The following is a 22145-nucleotide window of genomic DNA, read 5'->3' as shown; positions in this document are numbered from 1 at the left end:
TCACCCAATATTCACCAGATATTCCCCCTTTCTTCCTTACAAAACTTGCTTGGGGGCGATCGGAATTTCAATAATAAACTCAGTCCCCTCTCCAGGTGCAGAAACACAACTCAACTTTCCGCCATGAGAACTCACAACAATCGAGTGCGAAATCGATAATCCCAAACCAGTTCCCGAACCCACAGGCTTAGTTGTAAAAAACGGATCGAATATCTTGTGCAGTACCTCAGCGCTCATCCCAGGCCCACTATCAGCCATTCTAATAATAGCAGAATTGCGATCGGTCACCTCCGTAGAAATTGTAATAGTAGGCTGTTTATGAGAGCTTTCCGGGCAATCTCTTGCCAACAGCAGCGCATCGATCGCATTTGTCAAAATATTCATAAATACCTGATTCAACTGCGACGCATAACAAGTAATTAACGGTAGCTTGCTGTAATTTTTAATCACCTCAATTCCCAAACGGCCACCTTCTTTTCTCAGGCGGGGTTGCAGCAACATCACTGTACTGTCTATGCCTTCATCGATATTAACCGACTTCATTTGCGCTTCATCCAGGCGCGAGAAATTCCGCAAACTCAACACAATATCCCGGATTCTTTCCGCTCCGACTTTCATAGAATCCAGCAGCTTTTGCAAATCTTCGCTCAAAAATTCCAGTTCAATTGTTTCTATTTCCTCGATGATTTCATCAGCAGGTTCGGGATAGTGGTGCTGGTAAAGCTCAATCAACTTCAGCAAGTCTTTCACGTAGTCGCTAGCTGGATTGAGATTGCCGTAGATAAAACTTACAGGGTTATTAATTTCGTGAGCAACACCAGCCACCATTTGCCCCAAACTCGACATTTTTTCAGTTTGAATTAATTGAGCTTGAGTTAGTTTCAGCTCCAGCAAAGTTTGTTCTAAACGCTCATTCTTGTCATTTAACTCATACGTCCGCTCTTGCACTTTCTGCTCCACAGAATTGTAAAGCAGAGCATTTTCCAAAGAAATAGCAACTTGCGAAGAAAGCAGCCTTAAAACTTCCAATCTATGCGCCGTAAAAGCCCCGAGTGTTAAATTGTTTTCTAAATAAAGAATCCCAATTAGTTTGCCTTGATTGACAATCGGCGTACACAAAAGAGATTTGAGCTGGTGTTTGGCGATGTAAGGATCGGCAGTAAATCGCCCCTCAGCCACAGCATTGCTCAACACCAAGTCCGAGCGAGTCCTTTCCACATAATTAATCACCGTAACAGGCAAATCCTGACATTCTTCCACAGGCGTAAATTGCAGCACTGCTACATCTTCAGCAATTACTGACGCTTTGGCAGAAATCAACAGTTTTTCATCTCTCACCAAGATTAAAAACCCGGATTGTGCGCCTGCGTTTTCGAGGGATATCCTCATCAAAGAAGCCAGCAATTTGTCTAGGACAATTTCGCTGGAAATTGCCAGAGATGCTTTCATTACAGTTGCTAAATCCAGCACTCTCGCATCGCTTCCAGTAGAAGTATGAATAGTTGTGGTAGTTTGATTGTTGTGAAAACTGCCGTTGAGCGGCGTCATTTCCCGCAACTGGGGATACTTCTGTTCTAAATCTTCAACTTTGCGGACTGCACCCCAGCGCAAGTAGCACGAGTGAGCTTCGCGCAAGTGGATTTTGGCATATTGATATTTGCCTTTACTCAACCAAAACTTGGCGGCTAGTTCGTTAGCGAGGGCTTCATTTTGGACAAACTCATTGTCTTGAGCTAAATTGATCGAGAAATCGTAAAGCTCTACAGCTTCTGAATCTTTCTTAGTAATTCTGGCTATTTCTGCTTGTACTAAAAGATACTTGTGCAGAAAGTTTTCACGACAGTTATCAGCCCAGATTTTCATCTGTTTTTGATTGGCTTCTAACTTTTCCAGATATTGTTTTTGCTTGCTTTTTGAAACATTGGGAAAAACGGCAGCTAAAACTAGAGAAAAGAAAAAATTCCACTCGGTAGCGGGTATCGCTCCGGTAATAAAAGATAGTTGCTTTTCTACTTCCAATGCTAGTTGTAGTGCTTCATTGAAGTTGCCATACCAGTACATTACCTGGCATTTGCGAATCTGGTAAAGGCAAAGCGAGTACAAATTTTGATGAGCTTGACAGTTTTGTACGTATTCAGCTTCGCTCATATCGTCGCTTTCAAAGACAAACTTGTCAACAGTGAGTTGGCTCAAGTTACGCAGTATCAGCTCCACTCCTAATAATGTATCGGTAACAAGCTGATTTTTGGTTTTTTGGCTAAACTGCAAATACCTGCTCGTGTCTGCCAGAATTTGCGATATTTCTTTGCCTTGAAAAAAGTAATTGGCTATGCGGTTGGATAGGATATAACCGGCATATTCTAAATCTCCTGATTCTAAAGCTGCTTGATATCCTTCATTACTGATTGCGTGTGCGTCTTTAATATGGTTGAACCAGTAATGAAAAATACTAACTAGCGAAGAACAAGCTCTGCACTTCAAGCCGATATTGCCAGATTTTTCACTCAAATTTAGCGATAGCATGGCAAATTGATACGCGGCTTTGTAATCTCCCGAAACAGCGTTTAAGAACATACCGTAGCCTGCGTAGCAGAGAGATGCTTCGGGTACTAAACCGTAGGTGAGAGAAAGATTGACTCCTTTTAAAACGCTGACTTTCCATAAGTCGGGATTGCTGAGGTAAGCTGATGTTAAGAAGTTGGTGATTAATTTGACTGCGACTTTTTTGTCGGGTACTGTCATTTCGGGAGCGTCAATCAGGGAAGCTATTTCTCTACCTGCTAAAAAGTTTGTGGCTGCTGCAAATTCTTCGGCTATGACTTTTTGCAGCCCGTCTAGTGGCAAGTCAATGCCCAGCAAGTTCAAGGCTTTGATTCCAGCTTTAACTGCTTCCTCGTATTTGGCTCGCAGGGTGTACTGCACGATCAGGAGGTTGTAAATTTCTACTTTTTCTAAAGGCGATCGCGCTTTTTGCAAAGTTATGTTGATAAATTCTTCTGAATGCTCGAAATAGCCGTTCAGATACTCAACGTTAGCGCGCTCCATGTGCAGAGCAAAGGCTAAATCGTAGTGGGAATCCCAGATATCGGCGGTTAAACCGTCCATACCTGCGGTTAAATACTGCAACGCAGCAACATAAGCAGTGGCATCTTTGGCTCTGCGGGCGGCGTCTAAATTCAGGGTTGCCAGTTCGATTAGTTCTCGCTCGTCTCGAATTAGCGATCGCGCTACATTCAAGTGATCGACTAACTCAAAGATTCTGTCAGCGCGATATTCAGCAGGAGTATTTTCGAGGATTTGCCTGCCGATTTTCAGGTGAACGTCTTTTTTTTGCGAATCATCAATTAAAGCATAAGCTGCTTGTTGTACGCGATCGTGCAAAAATTTATAATTGAGAATTAACAGCGGAAACAGCACGTAATCTAATGACTTGCTTTCCAATTCCGAAGTCGGCAGAATCAGCCCCGACTTAATCGCCGGCAACAGGTGAGAAAAAGTTTCCGACGCTTCTTTCTCATTAATTAAAGAAAGAGTATTTAAGTCAAATTCGTTGCCCAAACAAGCCACTAAACGCAAAACCTGCTGCGTTGAACTTGGCAGTTTTCTCAACTTCTGCACCATCAAATCTACTACATTGTCAGTGATAGCGCACTGCTCAATTTGAGTCATATCCCAATGCCAGCCGCCCTTGCTCCCCAACTGTGGCGGATGAAAAACTAGCAGATTTTCTTGATACAATGTTTGTAGGAATTGATTAACAAAAAAAGGATTGCCGTCTGTTTTACTGACAACCAGTTCAGCTAAGGGTTTGACCGATTTGCGATCGCTGTGCAAAGTCTCGGCAATCAAATGAGTGATGTTGTCCACGCCCAGCGGCGACAGAGCAATCTCATTAATGATGGCTTCCTGATTTCGCAGCGTCTCCACAGTCATCATTAAAGGATGAGTGGGACTGACTTCATTATCCCGATAAGCGCCAATTAAAAACAGATATTGTGTCGCTTCATCTGTCATCATCAATTCGATCAATTTGAGTGTGGCAGAATCAGCCCACTGCAAATCGTCGAGAAAAATTACCAGCGGATGTTCGGGCTGGCAAAATACGCGAATGAAATTTTGAAAGACTAAATTAAAGCGGTTGAGAGATTCCGTCGGCCCCAATTCAGCTACAGGAGACTGAGCTCCGACAATTAGTTCTACTTCGGGAATTACATCAATAATAATTTGCCCGTTTTGCCCGAAAGCAGTACGGAGTTTTTCGCGCCAAACTGCCAATTGAGCTTCGCTTTCAGTTAAGAGTTGTCGCACCAATTCCGAAAAGGCGCTAACAACTGCTGAGTAAGGAATAGTCCGCTTGTACTGGTCAAATTTTCCCCAAATAAAATAGCCGCGCCTGCGGGTAATAGGTTTGTCTAAAATCTTCACCATTGCAGATTTGCCAATGCCGGAATAACCAGCAATCAGCATCATCTCGCTGCGGGATTTATGCTGTCCTCTCGCGAGCACTGACAGGGAACTTTCTTTGCGCGATTTGCTCTCTTTCTTGATGACAGAAATTTGGGACTGTTCGATGCGGTAGGCTCGATTATTTGTTGCTGCTACCCGTTCAAATGCCGCTAAAAGAGTTTCAACTTCTCGCTGTCTGCCGTAAAGTTTTTGAGGAATTTGAAATTTGTCAGAAATATCTTGGCTGCCGAGAGCAAACTCGGAAATAACCCCAGATGTTTGCAACTGAAACAGACAGGATTCCAAATCCGCTTTCAGTCCCCAAGCACTTTGATAGCGATCCTCAGCCGCTTTTGCTAGCAATTTCATCACAATGTCTGAAATAGCTTGAGGAATTTCTGGTGAAAGTTCAGCGAGAGGTACTGGCTGTTTGGCGATGTGACAGTGAACTAACTCCATGGGATCGGTAGTGGTAAAAGGGAGCTGTCCTGCCAGGACTTCATAGAAGGTGACGCCAAGAGAATAAAAGTCCGTGCGGTAATCGATTACCCGGTTCATTCTGCCAGTTTGTTCCGGCGACATATAGGCTAAAGTCCCTTCTAAAAAGTTGGGATTTTTATTGGCAACGTTTTCCTGATTTGAGTCACTTGAGATGCTAAAATCTATGACTTTAACTTGTCCAGTCGCGGGATTAAAAACTATATTAGAGGGGTTTATATCTTTATGAATTACATTTTTTGCGTGAATCTCTCCCAAAGTTTCAGCAACTTTGATGGCTGTGGTCAAAAATCCCAAAGAGGTAAATTTTTGGGTAGCCATAAATATTTTTAAAGATTCGCCACCAAAATCTTCTAAAATCATTGCCAGACTATTTCTAACCTGCTGCAACCTGTGCATTTTAACAACTCCGTCGAGCTGGTTTAAGTTGGCAGTGATGTCATATTCCCGTTTGTATCTATTCAGTTCTTCGGGAGTCGGATAGTCTTCTTTGAGAATTTTGATAATAACAGGTTGGTTGTCTTGCTCGTTGCGGCCGCGGTAAACCAGGGAAGTGCTGCTTTCATAAATGAGAGCGAGAACTGCAACGCCGGGAATTGCCATCATAGTTGGTTCTCTCAAATTAGGTGTGCTTGTTGGTCAATATTACAGGACTTACGCGCGGCGGGCTAGAAACCCGGTTTCTTTGTTGGTAGTTGCTGACAATCTCAAGATTTTTTCCTATGAACCGGGTTTTTTCCGTAAATCCTATGTTATTCTTCATTATCACTCAAGAGCTATGTTTTGGGATGTGTGGGAAGACACGCCGTATCCAGCAAAGAGCTGTTGCTGACTTGCATGGGCCTGGGGCTTTTTCACCTCAGCAGTTAGGTAAACAAAAGCACAGATACAGGATTTGTGCAATGATTTGGTGTGGCGATCGATCGCACGGCTGACAAAAAAACAATCTCAGCTTTTAGGAGATTGCTTGAATTTAGCCTCGCATCTATGTTTTCGGTCAAATTACGCAAGTATTCACACTTCAATCAAACCGCTTCACTGTGCGACTGCTAACTACACGCCCGTCAGTCGATTTTCCATTTTTCGATTTGAGATTTAATTGCAGCGCTGTGAATCACCCGATTCCGAACTTAAGTGTAAAATTTTAATCTCTCCAGGATAGGAGTCGAGGGCTTGTATCCGTTTTAGAGCGAGTCATCTACGCACCGGCTGGAATAATAACCTTTAATCTCGGAGTTAAAAAATCGGCCTGTAGAATCAGCTTCTTGCAGAGATTCCCAAATTTCCGATTCTACGTCGCTGTATTGATAGACTGACCCGCTGCTAAATTCTATTTGCAAAACTTGATCCTCTTCATTGTATCCGATCGCGCTAGCCATTGCCGAATCAACCGGCATCATAGCAATGGGTTCGTCGGCTGGGGCAATTTCTGTTAATTCAATACCGCCACTGAGTTCGGTAGAATCTGTATTGGCGATGAAATCAACCATGTGCAGGCCGTGCATTGCAGCTTCGGGTGCGGCAATTTCGATAAATTCGAGGCATTCCCCGCGATCGATCAACAGTCCTAGCTGGCCGTTAGAGTGACCGACTGCTAAGACATTGCTCAAGTCTATTTTGGATAGTTTCATGGGTTTTGTCAACAAGGATTTGTTTTACGTCAATATTTCCCGATCTTTGCAAGTTTCGGTGTCGAGGAAATAGTGGATTAATTAATAGTGTAGCCCGTATTGCCTAAAAAGTCAACTAACGTATCTTTTATGTGTAAAGTGTGCATTTAGCATCCTAATTTGGTATGATTTGTCTGTTGCTTAAGGAAATTAGACCTCTTCCACTCCTAAGCTTTCCTACCCTAAAATTATCTGCGTTTATCTGTATTTATCTGCCTGAAATCTGCGGTTTGTGTGTCGATCGCAGACTTATGCAAGAGCTGTATTGAGCAAGGTTCGCCATAAGCACCCGAGTTTGATAAGATGTGTCAGCTTCTTAACGAAACTTGACAATAAATTAAGAATTATTGCCATAAAACAAAGGTAAAGTTGTGGCAATGGCGAGTCAAAGCCCAACCAGCAAAAGCGTTTGAGGATTTTTCCCATCTGTAAATCTTCAGAAAGTTACTATTTCTAAAGGATTCATCTGGTGAGAAAATCTCAAACAACCTTAAAATTTAGCAGTAATCGCCCGATCGGGCAAATCTCAACCAGCATAAGGGAAAATACCTATGAAATTGGCTTATTGGATGTACGCAGGCCCAGCCCACATCGGCACTCTGCGCGTTGCGACTTCCTTCAAAAACGTCCACGCGATCATGCACGCACCGATTGGAGACGACTATTTTAACGTGATGCGATCGATGCTGGAGAGGGAACGGGACTTCACTCCGGTAACTACCAGCGTGGTTGACAGACACGTACTGGCGCGGGGCTCGCAGGAACGGGTGGTGGACAATATCACCCGCAAAGACAGAGAAGAGCACCCCGATTTAATTGTACTTACCCCGACTTGCACCTCCAGCATTCTGCAAGAAGACTTGGAAAACTTTGTTAACCGAGCTCAATTGGATGCCAAAGGCGATGTGATGCTGGCGGATGTTAACCATTATCGGTTTAACGAACTCCAAGCTGCCGATCGGACTTTGGATCAAATCGTCCAACTTTACATTAACAAAGCTCGCAAAAAAGGCGATTTGGAAGGTAAAAGCGAAAAACCATCGGTGAATATTATCGGTATGTCTACGCTGGGTTTCCACAACCAGCACGACTGCACCGAGTTGAAGCGTTTGATGGCAGATTTGGGAATCGAAGTCAACGAAGTTATTCCCGAAGGTGCTTCGGTTCACAACTTAAAAAGACTGCCGCGCGCTTGGTTTAACCTTGTTCCTTATCGGGAATTGGGGATGGCAGCCGGGGAGTATTTGCAAAAAGAATTCGGCACGCCGATGGTGGATATTACGCCGATGGGTGTGGTGGAAACTGCGCGCTGCATTCGGAAGATTCAGGAAGTTCTGAATGCTCAAGGTGCGGATGTTAATTATGAAGAGTTTATTGACCAACAAACGCGGTTTGTGTCTCAGGCTGCTTGGTTCTCAAGGTCGATCGACTGCCAAAACTTAACCGGCAAAAAAGCCGTCGTATTTGGCGATAATACGCACGCTGCGGCGATGACGAAGATTTTGGCTCGCGAGATGGGTATCCACGTTGTGTGGGCAGGAACCTACTGCAAACACGATGCTGATTGGTTCCGGGAAGAGGTAAAAGGGTATTGTGATGAAGTGCTGGTGACGGAGGATCATGGTGCGATCGGGGATGCGATCGCCAAAGCAGAACCTTCGGCGATTTTCGGCACGCAGATGGAACGCCACGTGGGTAAAAGGCTTGATATTCCGTGCGGTGTGATTGCTGCGCCGATTCACGTGCAAAATTTCCCGATCGGCTACAAGCCATTTTTGGGTTATGAAGGCACGAATCAATGCGTAGATTTGGTCTACAATTCCTTTACTTTGGGCATGGAAGACCACTTGCTGGAAATCTTCGGCGGCCACGATACGAAGGAAGTGATTACTAAGGGAATTTCGGCTGATTCTGACATGGGTTGGACGAAGGATGGACAGGCAGAATTGAATAAAATCCCTGGTTTTGTGCGGGGTAAAGTGAAGCGAAATACTGAGAAGTTTGCGCGCGATCGGGGAATTGAGAAGATTACCGTTGAGGTGCTGTACGCGGCTAAGGAATCTGTCGGCGCGTAGTTTCGATTGTGATAAGGGCATCTGTTGTAGATGCCCTTGCTTATTTATGAAATTTCAGATAAAATTCGGTATTGCGAGACTGTCGAGCGTCACCACGCACCCTATAGTGGAGACGCTGGCACTCTCGATGATGCGATCGCGAGCGGGGACGCTCGCACTATAAATGACTCTTGATGATGATAAGGTAAACAGCCCTGATGCTCCCTCAGATATCGCTTGAAACCGCCCGGTTGGTTTTACGCCCGCTCGCTTTAACTGATGCGCCAGCCATTCAAAAACTTGCCAGCGATCGCGCAGTTGCTGATACGATGATTTCGATTCCTCATCCTTATCCAGAAGGCGAAGCTGAGAACCATATCTCTAATAAAATTGCTGAGTTTCGAGATGACCATTCTGTGGCGTTTGCGATCGAGTGCAAGCAGGAAAAGTTGGTGAGGGGCGCGATCGAAATCCGAGATATCGATCGGGAACATTCAATCGCTGAATTGAGTTTTTGGTTGGGTGTTGAGTCATGGGGACAGGGATACATGAGCGAAATCCTCCCTTCGATACTTTGTTTCGGGTTTGAAAACCTGCACCTCAATCGGCTTTATGCCTACCATATGTTGAGGAACCCAGCATCAAGTAATGTATTGAAAAAAAACGGGTTTATTCAAGAAGGCGTGCTGTGTCAGCGAGTCCGAAAGTGGGAAGTGTTTGAAGATGTAGTGCTGTTAGCAATTCTGTATCGGGATTGGAAACGCCAAAGATAGGACTCAAGTCCTCACATTGCTTGATACTCCAAAAGCTGTTCCCCTCGGATAATCCACAATTTACCCGCAACTTCTGCGGCATCCAATCCGCTAATTAATATTTCTACTGCCGCTTGCAAATCTTGCGGTTTCGCTTGAGAAGGCAGACGCAGTAACACAATCCCACAATAATCAGAAGGATTGTAGCGGAGGCGATTGCCAAACCCCCTATCCAAAGTCACCAAACATCTATCTTCCCTTCGACAGATATCAATTAATAATTCATCCGGTGTTGAACTCAAATTTTGTTCTCGTACAGTCGCAACATCGTGGCCAGCCAAACGTAACATCGAAACAACGCGGATGCTACCCAAATTTTCATCAAGTTTTAACTTCACTTTAAAACTACCTTTTTTTTACCCACAGGAATTTCGACATAACAATCTCTTGCCAACTCAGCCCCATAAGCAATGCAAGCCAAAACGTCTTCTCGTTCAATTCCCGGATATTCCTCAAGCAATTCTTCCACAGTCATGCCACTAGCGAGAAAATCAAGAATCAGAGAAACCCAGATGCGATGGCCGCGAATGCAGGGTTTGCCAAAGCAGATATTCGAGTCGATTGAGATCCGAGACAGTAAATTATTTTGAGTCATGTCTTTTCAATCCAAGATAAGCTTTGAGAGTGACTGGGATGACATTCTATCAACGCTGCTATCAGAACGGATGTATCAAATAAAACGTTCATTTTAGATAAATTTCCCGATTCTTTCTTCGCGCATATGGGGAATAATTGTATCCCAATTAATCAGTTCTTGATTTTTTATTGATGATGCTTTGACGACTAAGACTCCACCAACATAATAAACCTCGCACTCTTCATCCATATTAGCCGGTTCGCTGTTGCCAGTTTCATCGGGCGGCGAAACTACTTCCTGGTTTCTCCGCTGCCATAACAGGAAATCTGCAAAGTTGAGGATTTCTTGCAGTTCGATTTCCGAGAAATTTTTCAGTTTTTCAACAATTTTTGCTTGGATAGGTATCACGGCTATTTTTTCCTTGCTTAACACGACCGCCAGATTCAGTTTAACACGAACTAGGAGCGTGAAGCGAAGCTATCCCGTAGGTAATCGCCCTCACACCTCATTCTGATTATTGTCTTTTTCAACTTCCTCAAAATTCACTTTCTTATAAATAGCAGATAGAGGAACTTCTAGCTGAAACGAATTAAACACTAATCCGGTATCTTCCTCATCATACTCGGAATACAACCATCTTTTGTGCTCGGTTTTAGCATATTGCTCGACCTTAAAAGCTTGCTTAGTCTCAACTCCAGTTTATTGTTCTGAGCGCTACGTGAAAGCAATCGCAAAGACTTTGGCAATAATTGAGGATTCCTCAAATGGGTAAACAACCCGGACATGGTATGACTAATTTGCGCTGCCATCTGTGAGGTTAGCGCTGCGGATCTGACAAAAAAATGCGAAAACTCGGTCTGCAAGAAGTGATAACTTAACATAGCAGTTCTGTTTGATATGAGCTACCCTTGGTAATTGGCGAGCATTCGCCGAGCGCTTACCTATGTGAGGGAAACCATACTATAAGCTTTTCTGCTTTTAAATTGCATATTCGGCGCGCTGCTCAAAGCCGACGCCACAAGAATTTGATTGATTCTTGACACACAATTTAAATGTGCAACAGCTTACTTATCACAAAACTGCTGAAAAAAGTTAGCTTTGTTCGCGATCGGCAATCGATCGGATCCGATATGAATAACGAACGCAATTCACAGAAACAGGAAAACTACTTGCACCTCAATTGGCACAGATTTTTTGGCGAAGCGCGTACCCGGATTCTGCTCTGGTACGTTTTGTTAATGGCATTCTTCCTGTCCCTTTCTATTCCTGCAATTCGCCATCGCTTGTTTTTGCTGGTAGATGGGCGCGTCAATGCGGAGTTAGTTGAAGAAATTATCATATTTGATGAAGTGCTGGCTGCTGAATTTGACTCTAAAAACGGAGACGTAGAAAAACAATTAAAAGAAAAATACAGATCTCTTAAAACTTACTCGAATTCTCAAAAATTGTCGGCACTCTTGGATATTCACCTTTCCCGGCAAATCACTGAAGATGATACATTTCTCATCGCTATCATAGAAGGAAAATTTTATAGAGCCAGTTCCAAGGCACTGCCAAAACTGCTTCAGCCGGATTCGGAATTGGTAAAAAGTTGGGGAAAATTTAGCCAGTCAATTCGCGGCGAATACAAGGTCTCAGACAGTAGGGTTGGGAGCATTCTCTACGTTGCCAAACCTATTAATATTCAAGGCAAAACTGTGGGAGTATTCGTTGTGGCTCACCTGACTGCGGGGGAACGCCAAGAAGCACTGGAAGCTTTCCAAGTTATGATTGAGGTAATTTTGGTTGCCATGATCTTAGTTGCTTTGCTCGCTTGGATAGCTGCTGGAAAACTGCTGGCTCCTCTGCGCGTGCTAACAGCAACTGCTCGCACGATCGAAGAGTCGGATTTGACTCAGCGGATTGCAGTGGAAGGAAAAGGGGAAATTGCGGAACTGGCAACTACTTTTAATCAAATGATGGATCGGATTGAGGAATCTTTTGCTACCCAGCGCAATTTTATTAACGATGCGGGACACGAACTGCGCACTCCGATTACGATAATTCGGGGGCATTTGGAATTGATGGGCGACGATCCCCAGGAACAGCAAGAAACGATAGCGTTGGTGATGGACGAACTCGATCGCATGAGTCGATTTGTGGAGGATTTAGTGCTGCTGGCTAAGGCGGAACATCCAGATTTTTTACAGCTAGAAACTGTGGATATCGGCACGCTAACTGAGGAACTTTTTGCTAAATCAACGGTTCTAGGAAATCGGAATTGGGAATTAGATGGTATAGCCTTATGTCGGATTGTTGCCGATCGCCAGCGCATTACTCAAGCTATAATGAATTTGGCTCAAAATGCGGCGCAACACACTCAATCGGAGGATTCGATCGCGATCGGATCTGTTGTTAGCGGCAGTAACGTGCGATTTTGGGTGCGCGATACTGGAGAAGGTATTGCCCCGATCGACCAACAGCGAATTTTTGATAGGTTTGCGAGGGCTGCAAACAGCCGCCGCCGTTCTGAAGGGGCTGGCTTGGGTTTGTCTATTGTCAGGGCGATCGCAGAAGCTCACGGTGGCAAAGTATATGTTAACAGTCAATTAGGTACTGGCTCGACTTTCGCTGTCGTTTTGCCGATCGATGAACCATCTGAATCTAGAAAGTAGCATCTAATTATACTGCTATCAACTCTCAACTCTTAACTCTCAACTCTTAACTCTCAACTCTTAACTCTCAACTCATGAGTAGAATTCTAATTGCTGAAGACGAACCCAGAATCGCTACTTTTATCGAAAAAGGTCTGCGATCGCACGGTTTTATGACTGCCGTTGCTGCTGATGCTCGCGATGCCTTAATAATGGTTATAGAAGGCGAATTCGATTTAATGATTCTCGATTTAGGACTCCCCGGCAAGGATGGATTGCAAATTCTTGAGGAATTGCGCGGACAGGGAGAAGAATTGCCGATTATTATCTTGAGCGGGCGCGATGATATTCAAACTAAAGTAGCCGGATTTGAGGGCGGTGCTGACGATTATTTAACTAAACCTTTCCGTTTTGAAGAGTTGTTGGTGCGGTTGCGCGCGCGCTTGCGCGGTCGGGAAGATCGCAGCATTTCAGAGGAAATGCTACTTAAAATTGGCAACATAACACTCGATTTGCGAACTCGAAAAGTGAAAGTGGACGATCGCACTATTGACTTGCCCGCCCGAGAATTTACCCTCGCAGAAACCTTCTTTCGCCATCCCGGACAGGTGATGAGTCGGGAACAGTTGTTGGATCGAGTTTGGGGTTACGATTACGATCCCGGTTCCAATATTGTCGATGTTTATGTTGGTTATTTGCGGAAGAAATTAGGCTCTAGTCTAATTGAAACTGTTCGCGGCATGGGGTATCGGCTGCGATCGTGAAAAAAATCTCATAATAATTTCACAATTTATTCATGGGAATTTGTCATAATTTAAAGGTTATAGGTGGCTTGTCATTTAATACAAAAATTATGTACCGAATTTTGATTGCGGAAGATGAAGTTAAAATCGCTGCTTTTATGGAGAAAGGCTTCAAAAAACAAGGATTTGCTACTGCGGTAGCGGAAAATGGCCCGCAAGCTCTGTCAATGGCAACAGAGAGCGAATTTGACCTATTATTGCTGGATTTGGGGTTGCCTGCGATCGACGGTATGACGGTACTCCGGGAACTGCGCAACCGAGGAGAACAGCGGCCGATTATTGTGGTAACAGCCCGTACTGACCGACAAGAATTGGTTTCGGCATTGGAATCTGGCGCTAGCGAATGCGTTACTAAGCCTTTTAGTTTCAATGACTTGCTCTTGCGGGTGCGATCGCACTTAAAAGAAACAAATTCTTGTCTGTCCCTGACCTAATTAATAAATTTCGGTAAAGTTCATAAATTTTTTCAACCTAACCAATGTAATTTTTGTTAGGCAATTCTCAGTGTAATTACTGAGACAACTTTGACATAATCCCCCTCACTGAGGGGGATTTTTGTGAGATTTTTGTTGTGTCATGTCCGATCGATTCCCGAACGCGCCCGCGATCGGGTTTGTAGTGAGGACTTCAGTCCTCAAAAAAAGAACTAGAGTCCTTACTGCGAACTAATCTTTTTGTCTTTCTCGAATGTGCGAATATTTTTTTCGCAAGCATCGGGCGGTTTCTCATTGTCGATCGGCCGTACCTATGTTACATATGCTACCAAATTAGCTGCCCAAATTCCCAATTTGTCAGTAAATCACCGGAGTTTCGTGAGAGTTTTCTCATCAAAGCTTCATGAAGACTTCATAAAGAATTGGGAAATTATATTTAGAAAGTCGTCATAAAACTTAAAGACACCCAAGGGCGATCGCAACTTACCCGAGAGGCTGTCCTCAACTTAACCCCATAGGAGAATTGCCCTCATGCGCGTTTGTGTCATCGGTACAGGATATGTTGGTCTGGTAACAGGAGCTTGCTTGGCAGAAATAGGACATCACGTAATCTGTATAGACAATAATGCTGAAAAAGTAGCCCTGATGCAGTCGGGAAAATCTCCAATTTTTGAACCCGGATTGACAGAAATCATGCACTCTGCGATGGAAAGCGGACTGCTGGAATTCACGACAGACTTAGCTGCTGGCGTGGAACACGGCGACATTTTGTTCATTGCTGTGGGTACTCCGGCTTTGCCAACCGGTGAAAGCGATACTCGCTATGTTGAAGCAGTGGCCCGCGGCATCGGAACTCATCTCAACGGCGGCTACAAAGTAATAGTAAATAAATCCACTGTTCCCATTGGTTCGGGAGATTGGGTGCGCGGGATCGTGCTCGATGGTGTTGCCGAAAGCCAGCAGACAATTGCAGGTTTTGATGTCGTCAGCAACCCGGAATTTTTACGGGAAGGTTCAGCAGTTGCCGATACTTTCAATCCCGATCGCATTGTTTTAGGTAGCAACAGCGAACGGGCGATCGAGTTGATGCAACAACTCTACACTCCAATTATAGAACGCAAATTTGCTGCCGCTCCTTCTTTGCCTCCCGTTCCCGTCGTCGTTACCGATTTGAGTTCGGCAGAAACGATCAAATACGCGGCTAATGCGTTTTTGGCAACTAAAATTAGTTTCATTAATGAAGTAGCAAATATTTGCGATCGAGTTGGTGCAGATGTTACTCAAGTAGCGAAAGGAATCGGACTCGACTCCCGCATCGGCAACAAATTTCTGCAAGCCGGCATCGGTTGGGGAGGTTCCTGTTTTCCCAAAGATGTTTCTGCTTTAATTCACACCGCCAGAGACTACGGTTACGAAGCTCAATTACTCAATGCTGCCGTCAGAACTAACGAATATCAGAGATTAATTGCGATCGAAAAACTCCAGCAAGTTCTGAAAATCCTCAAAGGCAAAACCATCGGATTATTAGGTTTAACATTCAAACCAGACACCGACGATATGCGCGATGCACCAGCTTTAGATTTGATTTTGCAACTCAATCGTTTGGGTGCCAAAGTCAAAGCCTACGACCCGATTATTTCCCCCGACAGCACGCATTCCAACCTGTCGCAAGTTACCCTAACTGCTGATGCCGAACAACTTGCCGATGGTTGCGATGCCTTAGTATTGGTGACAGATTGGCAAGAGTTTCGCAAGTTAAACTACAGCAAAATTGCCCGCCACATGGCCAATCCGATCGTCATCGACGGTCGCAATTTTCTCGACCCAGACCTTCTAGAAAAAGCTGGTTTTTATTACCTTGGCATCGGTCGTTCTGGTACGGGCAGCGTGCCAATTGCCAAAGAAAAAATTAATGCCAAAATTAATTATTCAGTCTCAGAAAATTCTTGCACTGTTCTTGCTTGAGCTTAGCAAACAGTTGACTGTTAGTTGCGCTCTTTTTCAACTAATGACTGATGACCAATGACTGCTGACTAAATTGAGGCACATTGACTATGAGACTGATGGTTTACTCCCACGACGCATTTGGTCTCGGCAACATCCGTAGAATGCTGACCATTTGCGAACATTTACTAAGTTCTATTCCCGAACTTTCCATTTTGGTAGTATCCGGTTCGCCGATGCTGCAAAGTTTTAGACTGCCGCCGAGACTTGACTACATCAAAATTCCCTGTTTGAATCGGGGCGAAAGTGGGGAAATATCAGTCAAATATTTGAAGACTGACATTTCTGAAACTATCAAAATGCGATCGGACTTGATTTTGATGGCAGCAATCAACTTTAAACCCGATGCTATTTTAGTCGATAAAAAGCCTTACGGCATCAAAAATGAGTTGGTGACAACACTTAAATTCTTGAAAAAACAGTTGCCGCAAACCAAACTTTTACTGCTGCTGCGCGACATTTTGGATGCACCAGAAAAGACAATTAGTGAGTGGCAAGAACACGGTTTTTACCAAGCAGTCGAGAAGTTTTACGACCAGATTTTGGTAGTCGGTATGCCGGAAGTATTTGATATTTGTCGCGAGTATCAATTTCCGCCGGCAGTTGCTCAAAAGGTGCGCTATTGCGGCTATATCCGCAAAGAACCGGGGTTGAAAAGTCGAGAAGCCAGACGGCAAGAATTGCAAGTACAAGAGTACGAACAGTTAGTTTTGGTGACACCGGGCGGCGGCGAAGATGGCTATCATGTCGTTGACACTTACTTAACAGGAGTGGCGCAACAAACAACAAAAAAAATTCGCAGCGTAATTATTTGCGGTTCGGAAATGCCCGCCGAACATCGAGAGCAACTTTATCAAAAAGCTGCGTTAAATCCTCAAGTTGAAATGTTGGATTTTACCGACGATTTGATGAGTTATATAGATGCAGCGGATGTCGTCGTTTGTATGAGCGGGTACAACACAATTACGGAAGTGCTTTCTTTGGGAAAAAGGACGATCGCAATTCCCAGAATAAAACCCGCTAGCGAGCAATTGATGCGAGCTGAAAAAATGTCTAAACTCGGTTTGCTGAAAATGATTCATCCCTGCGAAGTGACTCCAGAAAATTTGATGGATTTGCTTTTAACTAAATTAGAGAAAACTCTTTATTGCGCTGTGGCTCCCGGTTTAGATTTGGGTGGACTGCCGCGAATTTCTCATTATATTTCTCACCTGTTATCTAACCCGGTAACTTCCATTGAGTTCGATTTTTCAGCACTCAAGCCAAAGCCAATTGTCACTGTTCAATAAGGCAATCGACCATAATATCCAGCCGGGGCGGGTTTATTAGATCTCGGATTTGTACGGGAAATATTGGCGAACCCGCCCCTACAGGAAACAATGTAACTGTCAACTGTCAACTGTCAACTGTCAACTGTCAACTGTCAACTGTCAACTGTCAACTGTCAACTGTCAACTATCAACTGTCAACTGCTATATATGTCTAAAAATCGCAAAACCGCAGGCTACCTGCTCAAAACTTACCCGAAACTTTCGGAAACTTTCATCTTGAATGAAATTCTGGAATTAGAACGTCAAGGAGTATCCTTGCACTTGTTTTCTCTCCGCAAACCGACGGATGAAAAAAATCATCCCGATGTGGATAAAGTCAAAGCTAGCGTTACTTACATTCCGACACTGCTGCCGAATTTCAGCTTTCAAGATTTAATTAGTTTGCTAAAAGTTCACGGGCGACTTTTGTCTCAAAGTCCGAGGCAATATTGGCAAGCGCTGCAATTTCACTTGCAGCGGCCGGAAAAGAAGCGCTGGAATGAATTTTTGCAAGCGGGATATTTGGCAGCAAAAATGCAGGAATTGGGACTTTCTCACCTGCAAGCACACTTTGCCAACATTCCGACAGCAACGACGGAAATCGCTAAGATTTTTGGCAATTTCTCTTACAATATCTTTGCTCACGCTAAGGATATTTACTTGACAGAACCGGAAGTGCTCGATCGCAGAATTAGCAGTGCAGAATTTGTACTTACCTGTACTGGATTCAATCACCGCTATTTGCGCTCTGTTTCCCAAAGCAACACGCCGATTTACTTGTCCTATCATGGCATCGATTTAACCCGCTTCACCTCAGCATTTGCCAAACACAAAACTGAAATTTCCTTGATTTTGAGCGTCGGTAGGTATTGCGAAAAAAAAGGATTTCCTTACTTGATCCAAGCTTGCCAGCAGTTGAAACAGCAAGGTTATAAATTTCAGTGCGACATCGTTGGTTACGGGCCTCTGCAAGCAGAACTCGAACAATTAATCGCCGATTTGGATGTAGCGGATGTTGTCTCTCTAGCCGGGAAAATGACTCAAGATGAGCTAGTCAAAGTATATCAGAGAGCAAGCATATTTGTGCTACCTTGTCAAGTCATGGAAAATGGCGATCGCGATGGAATTCCCAATGTTTTATTAGAAGCAATGGCAATGAAAATTCCGGTTGTTTCTACCGATATTTCTGGCATTAGCGAACTGGTAGAAAGCGGGGAAAATGGCTTTTTGGTTCCAGAAAAAAATCCGCCAGCTTTAGCCGAGGCTTTAGCAAAATTGCTAACTCAGCCTGAATTGATGGCGCAGTTTGGCAAAGCCGGAAGACAGCGGGTTTTGCAACAGTTTTCCCTGGAACGAAACGTGGGTGAAATTCGCGAATTGTTCGATGGACTCTTGAACTCAACTCAAGTAGAAAACCCGCAGCCAACAATAGAATTTACAGCAAAAGTAGAGGTAAAAGTCTGATGAAAAAGCTCATGTTTTACTGTCAGCACATCTTAGGTATCGGACACCTAGTCCGCAGTATGGAAATTGTGCGCGGTTTAGTTGCAGACTTCGAGATTTGTTTTGTCAACGGTGGAAAAGCGATTGCCGGATTTGAAATTCCTGCTGGAGTTGAAGTTGTGAATTTGCCTGCGATCGAAACCGATCCAGAATTTCAAAATCTTGCGGTTGTTGACGACAATCGCAGTCTTGAAGAAGTTCAAGACTTTAGGAAGGAGCGACTTTTAGAGATTTTCAACTTTTTTCAACCGGATATTTTGATGATCGAGTTATTTCCCTTTGGTAGGAGGCGGTTTTCTTTTGAGCTGATTCCACTTTTAGAACAAGTAAAAGCCAAAGGAAGAGTGACAAAAGTAGTTTGCAGTTTGCGGGATATTGTTGTCACCAAACAAGACCAAGAAAGGCATGAAGAAAAGATTTGTAAACTAATGAATCAATACTTCGATCTATTATTGATTCACGGCGATCGGCAATTTCAACCCTTGGAGGAAAGCTTCTCCCGAATTAGCGACTTAAACTGTCCAGTCCATTACACGGGATACGTGGTTCAGTCTTCGCCGGAAAATCCAGTCCTTAATGATGAGGACAAAGCTGCGATCGACTCCGACAAACCGCTAATCTTGGCGAGTATCGGCGGCGGTAGATTCGGACACGAACTGCTAGAGTCTTTAGTAGAAGCAGCTCCGATTTTGCAGCAGATTGTTCCCCATCAAATCCAGATATTTACGGGGCCGTTTTTTCCTGAAGCAAAGTTTGCTCAAATGCAGCTTTTGGTATCCACTCAACCCAACATTAACATTCAGCGATATACACCAAATCTGCTGACATACATGGAAAAAGCGGATATGTCTATTAGTATGGGAGGCTACAACACTACCATGAATATTTTGACAACTGGGGTGCGAGCCATGATGTTGCCATTTGTTGGAAATGGCGATCTCGAACAAACTATCAGAAGCCAAAAGCTGGAAAAATTGGGAATTTTAAACGTGATTCATCCAGCCGATTTAGAACCAAAAAAGTTGGCTCTCAAGATTGTGAAATGTTTGATGGAAACGCCAAATCCGGTGAGGTTTGACTTGCAGGGAGTAGATAAAACTGCTGTTTTCTTGAAAGCTTTACTGAAAGTACCGGCTGTTGCCGCATAAAATCCTTGGGAAATCTCGCTTTTACCTAAGTCTAGATCCCCCTAAATCCCCCTTAAGAAGGGGGACTTTGACTGCTTCCGGCCCCCCCCCTTCTTAAGGGGGGCTAGGGGGGATCGAAGCCCTGCATAAGCACAAAAATTATCAAATTGAGGAGTGAATTTAATGACAGTTAAAGTTTGTATTGCAAGTTTGGAATATCCGCCAGAAGTGGGTGGAGTGGGAGAGTCGGTACACCGAATTGCTCACATGATGTTGGATGCGGGATACGAAGTTCACGTTGCTGTTTTTCATTCCAAACAGCGGAAGTTTGTGGCCGGTGAACCCCAGCGGGCGAGGATCGAAACTGTCGATCGAGATGGTGTTTTGGTACACCGTTTGTATCCGCCTGTGCGATCGAGTGAGCCGATTATGCAGGATTTTTTGAGCGAGATTTATTCTCAATTAAAAAACTTGCATCAAAAATACAATTACAATCTGTTTCATGCTTTTTTTATCAATGAAACTGGTTTTATTACTACTTTGCTAGCCCGCGAACAAAATGTGCCGGTTATCAACAGCATTCGGGGTAGCGATTTGCACAAACATATTTTCAATGCCAAACAGCATGGCCAAACTGTTTGGATCTTAGAAAATTCGGATTGGGTAACGTTTGTTAGCCGCGATTTGCAAACGAGAGGCCGCATTTTAGCCCCCAGCATTCAGCACAAATCTTCGGCGTTTTGGAATTCGATCGGTGCGATCGACTTTACCCAACTGTCGGCTCCTGTTGTGCCCGGTGAATTGCGGGGCACTGTCATCGGCTCAGTTGGTCGTTTTCGCGACAAGAAGGGCATCGAATATTTGATGGAAGCTTGCGGCAAAATCAGCGCCGACGTTGATTTAACGCTGCTTTTAATCGGGGATTTTGCCGATCGCGAACGGGATTACTGGCAGCAAGAAGTGCAAAACAGCGGATTGGGCGATCGGCTGATTATCACTGGACTTGTCAGCCGAGAAACGGCCCTTGCTTACCTGCCAATTATCGATATTTTTGCCATTCCTTCCCTGCACGATGGCTGTCCCAACGCCATGTTAGAGGCAATGTTAGCAGGAAAGGCGATCGTGGGTACAAAGGTAGATGCGATCGGCGACATTCTGGAAAACGAGGTGGATGCACTGTTAGTCAATCCAGGTTCAGCAGCAGAATTAGCAGTTGCTTTGCGACAACTTGCCCTCAAACCCGAACTGCGACAAAAACTCGGCTTAGTTGCTAGAAAAAAGGCGATCGAACACCTAAATCCCGCTGTCGAACAAGCTAATTGGCAAACCGTTTATCAGGAAGTTTTAGAGTCATCCAAGCCAATTATCGCCACTAATAGTATCAGCCAAAAGTTTGCTCTTACTAACAGCATTTAATGGCAAATCTGAGTTTGTTTTTGCTTTGATTACTCGGCGATTGAAATCGCTACTACACAAACGAAGTCCGCCTGCGCGGACTGAAGAATAGGAGTTACCACTGTGATATCACCAAAAGTTACGATCGTTGTCTCACCCCGCGAACGTTTTAGTTACTCTCGCGAGTCTTTAGAAAGTCTGTACGAACATACAGAAACGCCGTTTTCCCTAATATATGTTGATGGCAACTCACCATCAATGATACAGCAATATTTGGAATTACAGGCAAAAGAAAAAGGCTTTCAACTATTGCGGACAGAAACTTATTTAGCGCCCAATGAAGCTAGAAATCTCGCTTTAGATCGAGTTGAAACTGAATACGTGCTGTTCATTGACAACGACGTTGTTGTCACTCCCGGCTGGCTCGATCGCCTTTTGGAATGTGCCACCGAAACCAAAGCCTCTGTCGTTTGTCCCCTCACCTGCATCGGCAATCCACTGCATGAAACCATCCATTTAGCGGGAGGAGAAGCGCGGATTGTCTTGGAACAAAAACCGGGCAAAACTAAAGTCAAGCGGAAGGTACATGAAAAACATCATTTCGTCAATCGTCCGGTGGCTGAAGTGCGCGAACAACTCCACAGAAGCCAGTGCGAATTTGCCGAATTTCACTGTATGTTAGTCCGCACCGAAATATTTACTCGCATCGGCAAACTAGATGAAGCGTTGCTGAGCACGCGCGAACACATTGATTTCTGCATGAGTGTGACGAATGCGGGCGGGGAGCATCCCACTTTTGCAATCAGTATAAATACTCAGACAATTGTCTGTCTGACTAAGTTGATGGCATAATAGAAAGCAAATAAATTACCATAATCC

At 44.2% G+C, this 22145-nt stretch carries 17 protein-coding genes; 12 read left to right on the top strand and 5 right to left on the bottom strand.

All coding sequences use genetic code 11. From position 1 onward, the window contains the following. Positions 1 to 36: 36 nt before the first annotated feature. Positions 37 to 5550 (bottom strand): trifunctional serine/threonine-protein kinase/ATP-binding protein/sensor histidine kinase, encoded by a 5514-nt coding sequence (locus JGK14_RS08975; protein WP_325314974.1) that lies wholly within the window; start codon positions 5548 to 5550, stop codon positions 37 to 39. Between the two features lie 143 nt (positions 5551 to 5693). On the opposite strand from JGK14_RS08975, the gene JGK14_RS08970 reads away from it, so the two are divergent. After that, entirely contained in the window at positions 5694 to 5879 is a 186-nt protein-coding gene (locus JGK14_RS08970) for a hypothetical protein (RefSeq protein WP_293281580.1), read from the top strand. Positions 5880 to 6128: 249 nt separating this feature from the next. Here JGK14_RS08970 and JGK14_RS08965 read toward each other — a convergent pair whose 3' ends face one another. After that, positions 6129 to 6575 carry a KTSC domain-containing protein gene (locus JGK14_RS08965; RefSeq protein ID WP_293190539.1) on the bottom strand — a complete coding sequence of 149 codons (447 nt, stop codon included), beginning with the start codon at positions 6573 to 6575 and terminating at the stop codon, positions 6129 to 6131. A gap of 590 nt (positions 6576 to 7165) precedes the next feature. Here JGK14_RS08965 and bchB point away from each other — a divergent pair. Further along, positions 7166 to 8689 (top strand): ferredoxin:protochlorophyllide reductase (ATP-dependent) subunit B, encoded by a 1524-nt coding sequence (gene bchB, locus JGK14_RS08960; protein WP_293207029.1) that lies wholly within the window; start codon positions 7166 to 7168, stop codon positions 8687 to 8689. 197 nt (positions 8690 to 8886) lie between these two features. After that, on the top strand, positions 8887 to 9441 hold the full coding sequence (locus tag JGK14_RS08955; RefSeq protein ID WP_293236456.1) for a GNAT family N-acetyltransferase: 555 nt from the start codon (positions 8887 to 8889) through the stop codon (positions 9439 to 9441). Positions 9442 to 9452: 11 nt separating this feature from the next. On the opposite strand, the gene JGK14_RS08950 is transcribed toward JGK14_RS08955, so the two are convergent. From JGK14_RS08950 to JGK14_RS08940, 3 genes are all read right to left on the bottom strand, one after another. After that, a complete protein-coding gene (locus JGK14_RS08950; RefSeq protein ID WP_293207033.1) occupies positions 9453 to 9818 on the bottom strand; it encodes a DUF5615 family PIN-like protein in 366 nt (121 codons plus the stop codon). Next, positions 9815 to 10075 (bottom strand): DUF433 domain-containing protein, encoded by a 261-nt coding sequence (locus tag JGK14_RS08945; protein WP_293207036.1) that lies wholly within the window; start codon positions 10073 to 10075, stop codon positions 9815 to 9817. The genes JGK14_RS08950 and JGK14_RS08945 overlap by 4 nt, the downstream gene beginning before the upstream one ends. Before the next feature lie 93 nt (positions 10076 to 10168). Continuing rightward, on the bottom strand, positions 10169 to 10465 hold the full coding sequence (locus tag JGK14_RS08940; RefSeq protein ID WP_293207039.1) for a hypothetical protein: 297 nt from the start codon (positions 10463 to 10465) through the stop codon (positions 10169 to 10171). Between the two features lie 644 nt (positions 10466 to 11109). On the opposite strand from JGK14_RS08940, the gene JGK14_RS08935 reads away from it, so the two are divergent. The 9 genes from JGK14_RS08935 to JGK14_RS08895 all read left to right on the top strand — a co-directional run bounded on the left by JGK14_RS08935 (position 11110) and on the right by JGK14_RS08895 (position 22118). After that, on the top strand, positions 11110 to 12711 hold the full coding sequence (locus JGK14_RS08935; RefSeq protein WP_325314973.1) for a sensor histidine kinase: 1602 nt from the start codon (positions 11110 to 11112) through the stop codon (positions 12709 to 12711). Between the two features lie 74 nt (positions 12712 to 12785). Continuing rightward, positions 12786 to 13454, top strand: a complete 669-nt coding sequence (locus JGK14_RS08930) for a response regulator transcription factor (RefSeq protein ID WP_293207045.1) — start codon at positions 12786 to 12788, stop codon at positions 13452 to 13454. Between the two features lie 89 nt (positions 13455 to 13543). After that, entirely contained in the window at positions 13544 to 13927 is a 384-nt protein-coding gene (locus tag JGK14_RS08925) for a response regulator transcription factor (RefSeq protein ID WP_293207048.1), read from the top strand. Positions 13928 to 14458: 531 nt separating this feature from the next. Then, positions 14459 to 15892 (top strand): UDP-glucose dehydrogenase family protein, encoded by a 1434-nt coding sequence (locus JGK14_RS08920; RefSeq protein WP_293207051.1) that lies wholly within the window; start codon positions 14459 to 14461, stop codon positions 15890 to 15892. Between the two features lie 89 nt (positions 15893 to 15981). After that, positions 15982 to 17220: a glycosyltransferase family protein gene (locus JGK14_RS08915; RefSeq protein ID WP_325314972.1), complete on the top strand. Its 1239-nt coding sequence runs from the start codon at positions 15982 to 15984 to the stop codon at positions 17218 to 17220. A 189-nt stretch (positions 17221 to 17409) separates the two neighbouring features. After that, entirely contained in the window at positions 17410 to 18705 is a 1296-nt protein-coding gene (locus JGK14_RS08910; protein WP_293207056.1) for a glycosyltransferase, read from the top strand. Then, the gene (locus tag JGK14_RS08905) at positions 18705 to 19892 is read left to right on the top strand and encodes a glycosyltransferase family protein (RefSeq protein ID WP_293230304.1); all 1188 of its coding nucleotides are present in this window, start codon (positions 18705 to 18707) and stop codon (positions 19890 to 19892) included. The genes JGK14_RS08910 and JGK14_RS08905 overlap by 1 nt, the downstream gene beginning before the upstream one ends. Before the next feature lie 162 nt (positions 19893 to 20054). Further along, the gene (locus JGK14_RS08900; RefSeq protein ID WP_293230306.1) at positions 20055 to 21287 is read left to right on the top strand and encodes a glycosyltransferase; all 1233 of its coding nucleotides are present in this window, start codon (positions 20055 to 20057) and stop codon (positions 21285 to 21287) included. Positions 21288 to 21389: 102 nt separating this feature from the next. Beyond that, on the top strand, positions 21390 to 22118 hold the full coding sequence (locus JGK14_RS08895) for a glycosyltransferase family 2 protein (RefSeq protein ID WP_325314971.1): 729 nt from the start codon (positions 21390 to 21392) through the stop codon (positions 22116 to 22118). Positions 22119 to 22145: the final 27 nt, after the last annotated feature.

The sequence above is a fragment of the Microcoleus sp. PH2017_28_MFU_U_A genome (assembly GCF_020738035.1).
In the GTDB taxonomy this organism is placed as follows: domain Bacteria; phylum Cyanobacteriota; class Cyanobacteriia; order Cyanobacteriales; family Microcoleaceae; genus Microcoleus.
Note: the sequence above shows the minus strand (reverse complement) of the source record. Positions and strands in the feature narration are given on the sequence as shown.

What these genes read in the sequence shown, in the direction of transcription:
- JGK14_RS08925 (WP_293207048.1), top strand. Translation starts at nt 13,544, where the DNA reads ATGTACCGAATTTTGATTGCGGAAGATGAAGTTAAAATCGCTGCTTTT.
- JGK14_RS08955 (WP_293236456.1), top strand. Translation starts at nt 8,887, where the DNA reads ATGCTCCCTCAGATATCGCTTGAAACCGCCCGGTTGGTTTTACGCCCG.
- JGK14_RS08975 (WP_325314974.1), bottom strand. Translation starts at nt 5,550, where the DNA reads ATGATGGCAATTCCCGGCGTTGCAGTTCTCGCTCTCATTTATGAAAGC.
- JGK14_RS08905 (WP_293230304.1), top strand. Translation starts at nt 18,705, where the DNA reads ATGAAAAAGCTCATGTTTTACTGTCAGCACATCTTAGGTATCGGACAC.
- JGK14_RS08965 (WP_293190539.1), bottom strand. Translation starts at nt 6,575, where the DNA reads ATGAAACTATCCAAAATAGACTTGAGCAATGTCTTAGCAGTCGGTCAC.
- JGK14_RS08930 (WP_293207045.1), top strand. Translation starts at nt 12,786, where the DNA reads ATGAGTAGAATTCTAATTGCTGAAGACGAACCCAGAATCGCTACTTTT.
- JGK14_RS08920 (WP_293207051.1), top strand. Translation starts at nt 14,459, where the DNA reads ATGCGCGTTTGTGTCATCGGTACAGGATATGTTGGTCTGGTAACAGGA.
- JGK14_RS08935 (WP_325314973.1), top strand. Translation starts at nt 11,110, where the DNA reads ATGTGCAACAGCTTACTTATCACAAAACTGCTGAAAAAAGTTAGCTTT.
- JGK14_RS08910 (WP_293207056.1), top strand. Translation starts at nt 17,410, where the DNA reads ATGTCTAAAAATCGCAAAACCGCAGGCTACCTGCTCAAAACTTACCCG.
- JGK14_RS08900 (WP_293230306.1), top strand. Translation starts at nt 20,055, where the DNA reads ATGACAGTTAAAGTTTGTATTGCAAGTTTGGAATATCCGCCAGAAGTG.
- bchB (WP_293207029.1), top strand. Translation starts at nt 7,166, where the DNA reads ATGAAATTGGCTTATTGGATGTACGCAGGCCCAGCCCACATCGGCACT.
- JGK14_RS08970 (WP_293281580.1), top strand. Translation starts at nt 5,694, where the DNA reads ATGTTATTCTTCATTATCACTCAAGAGCTATGTTTTGGGATGTGTGGG.
- JGK14_RS08945 (WP_293207036.1), bottom strand. Translation starts at nt 10,075, where the DNA reads ATGACTCAAAATAATTTACTGTCTCGGATCTCAATCGACTCGAATATC.
- JGK14_RS08915 (WP_325314972.1), top strand. Translation starts at nt 15,982, where the DNA reads ATGAGACTGATGGTTTACTCCCACGACGCATTTGGTCTCGGCAACATC.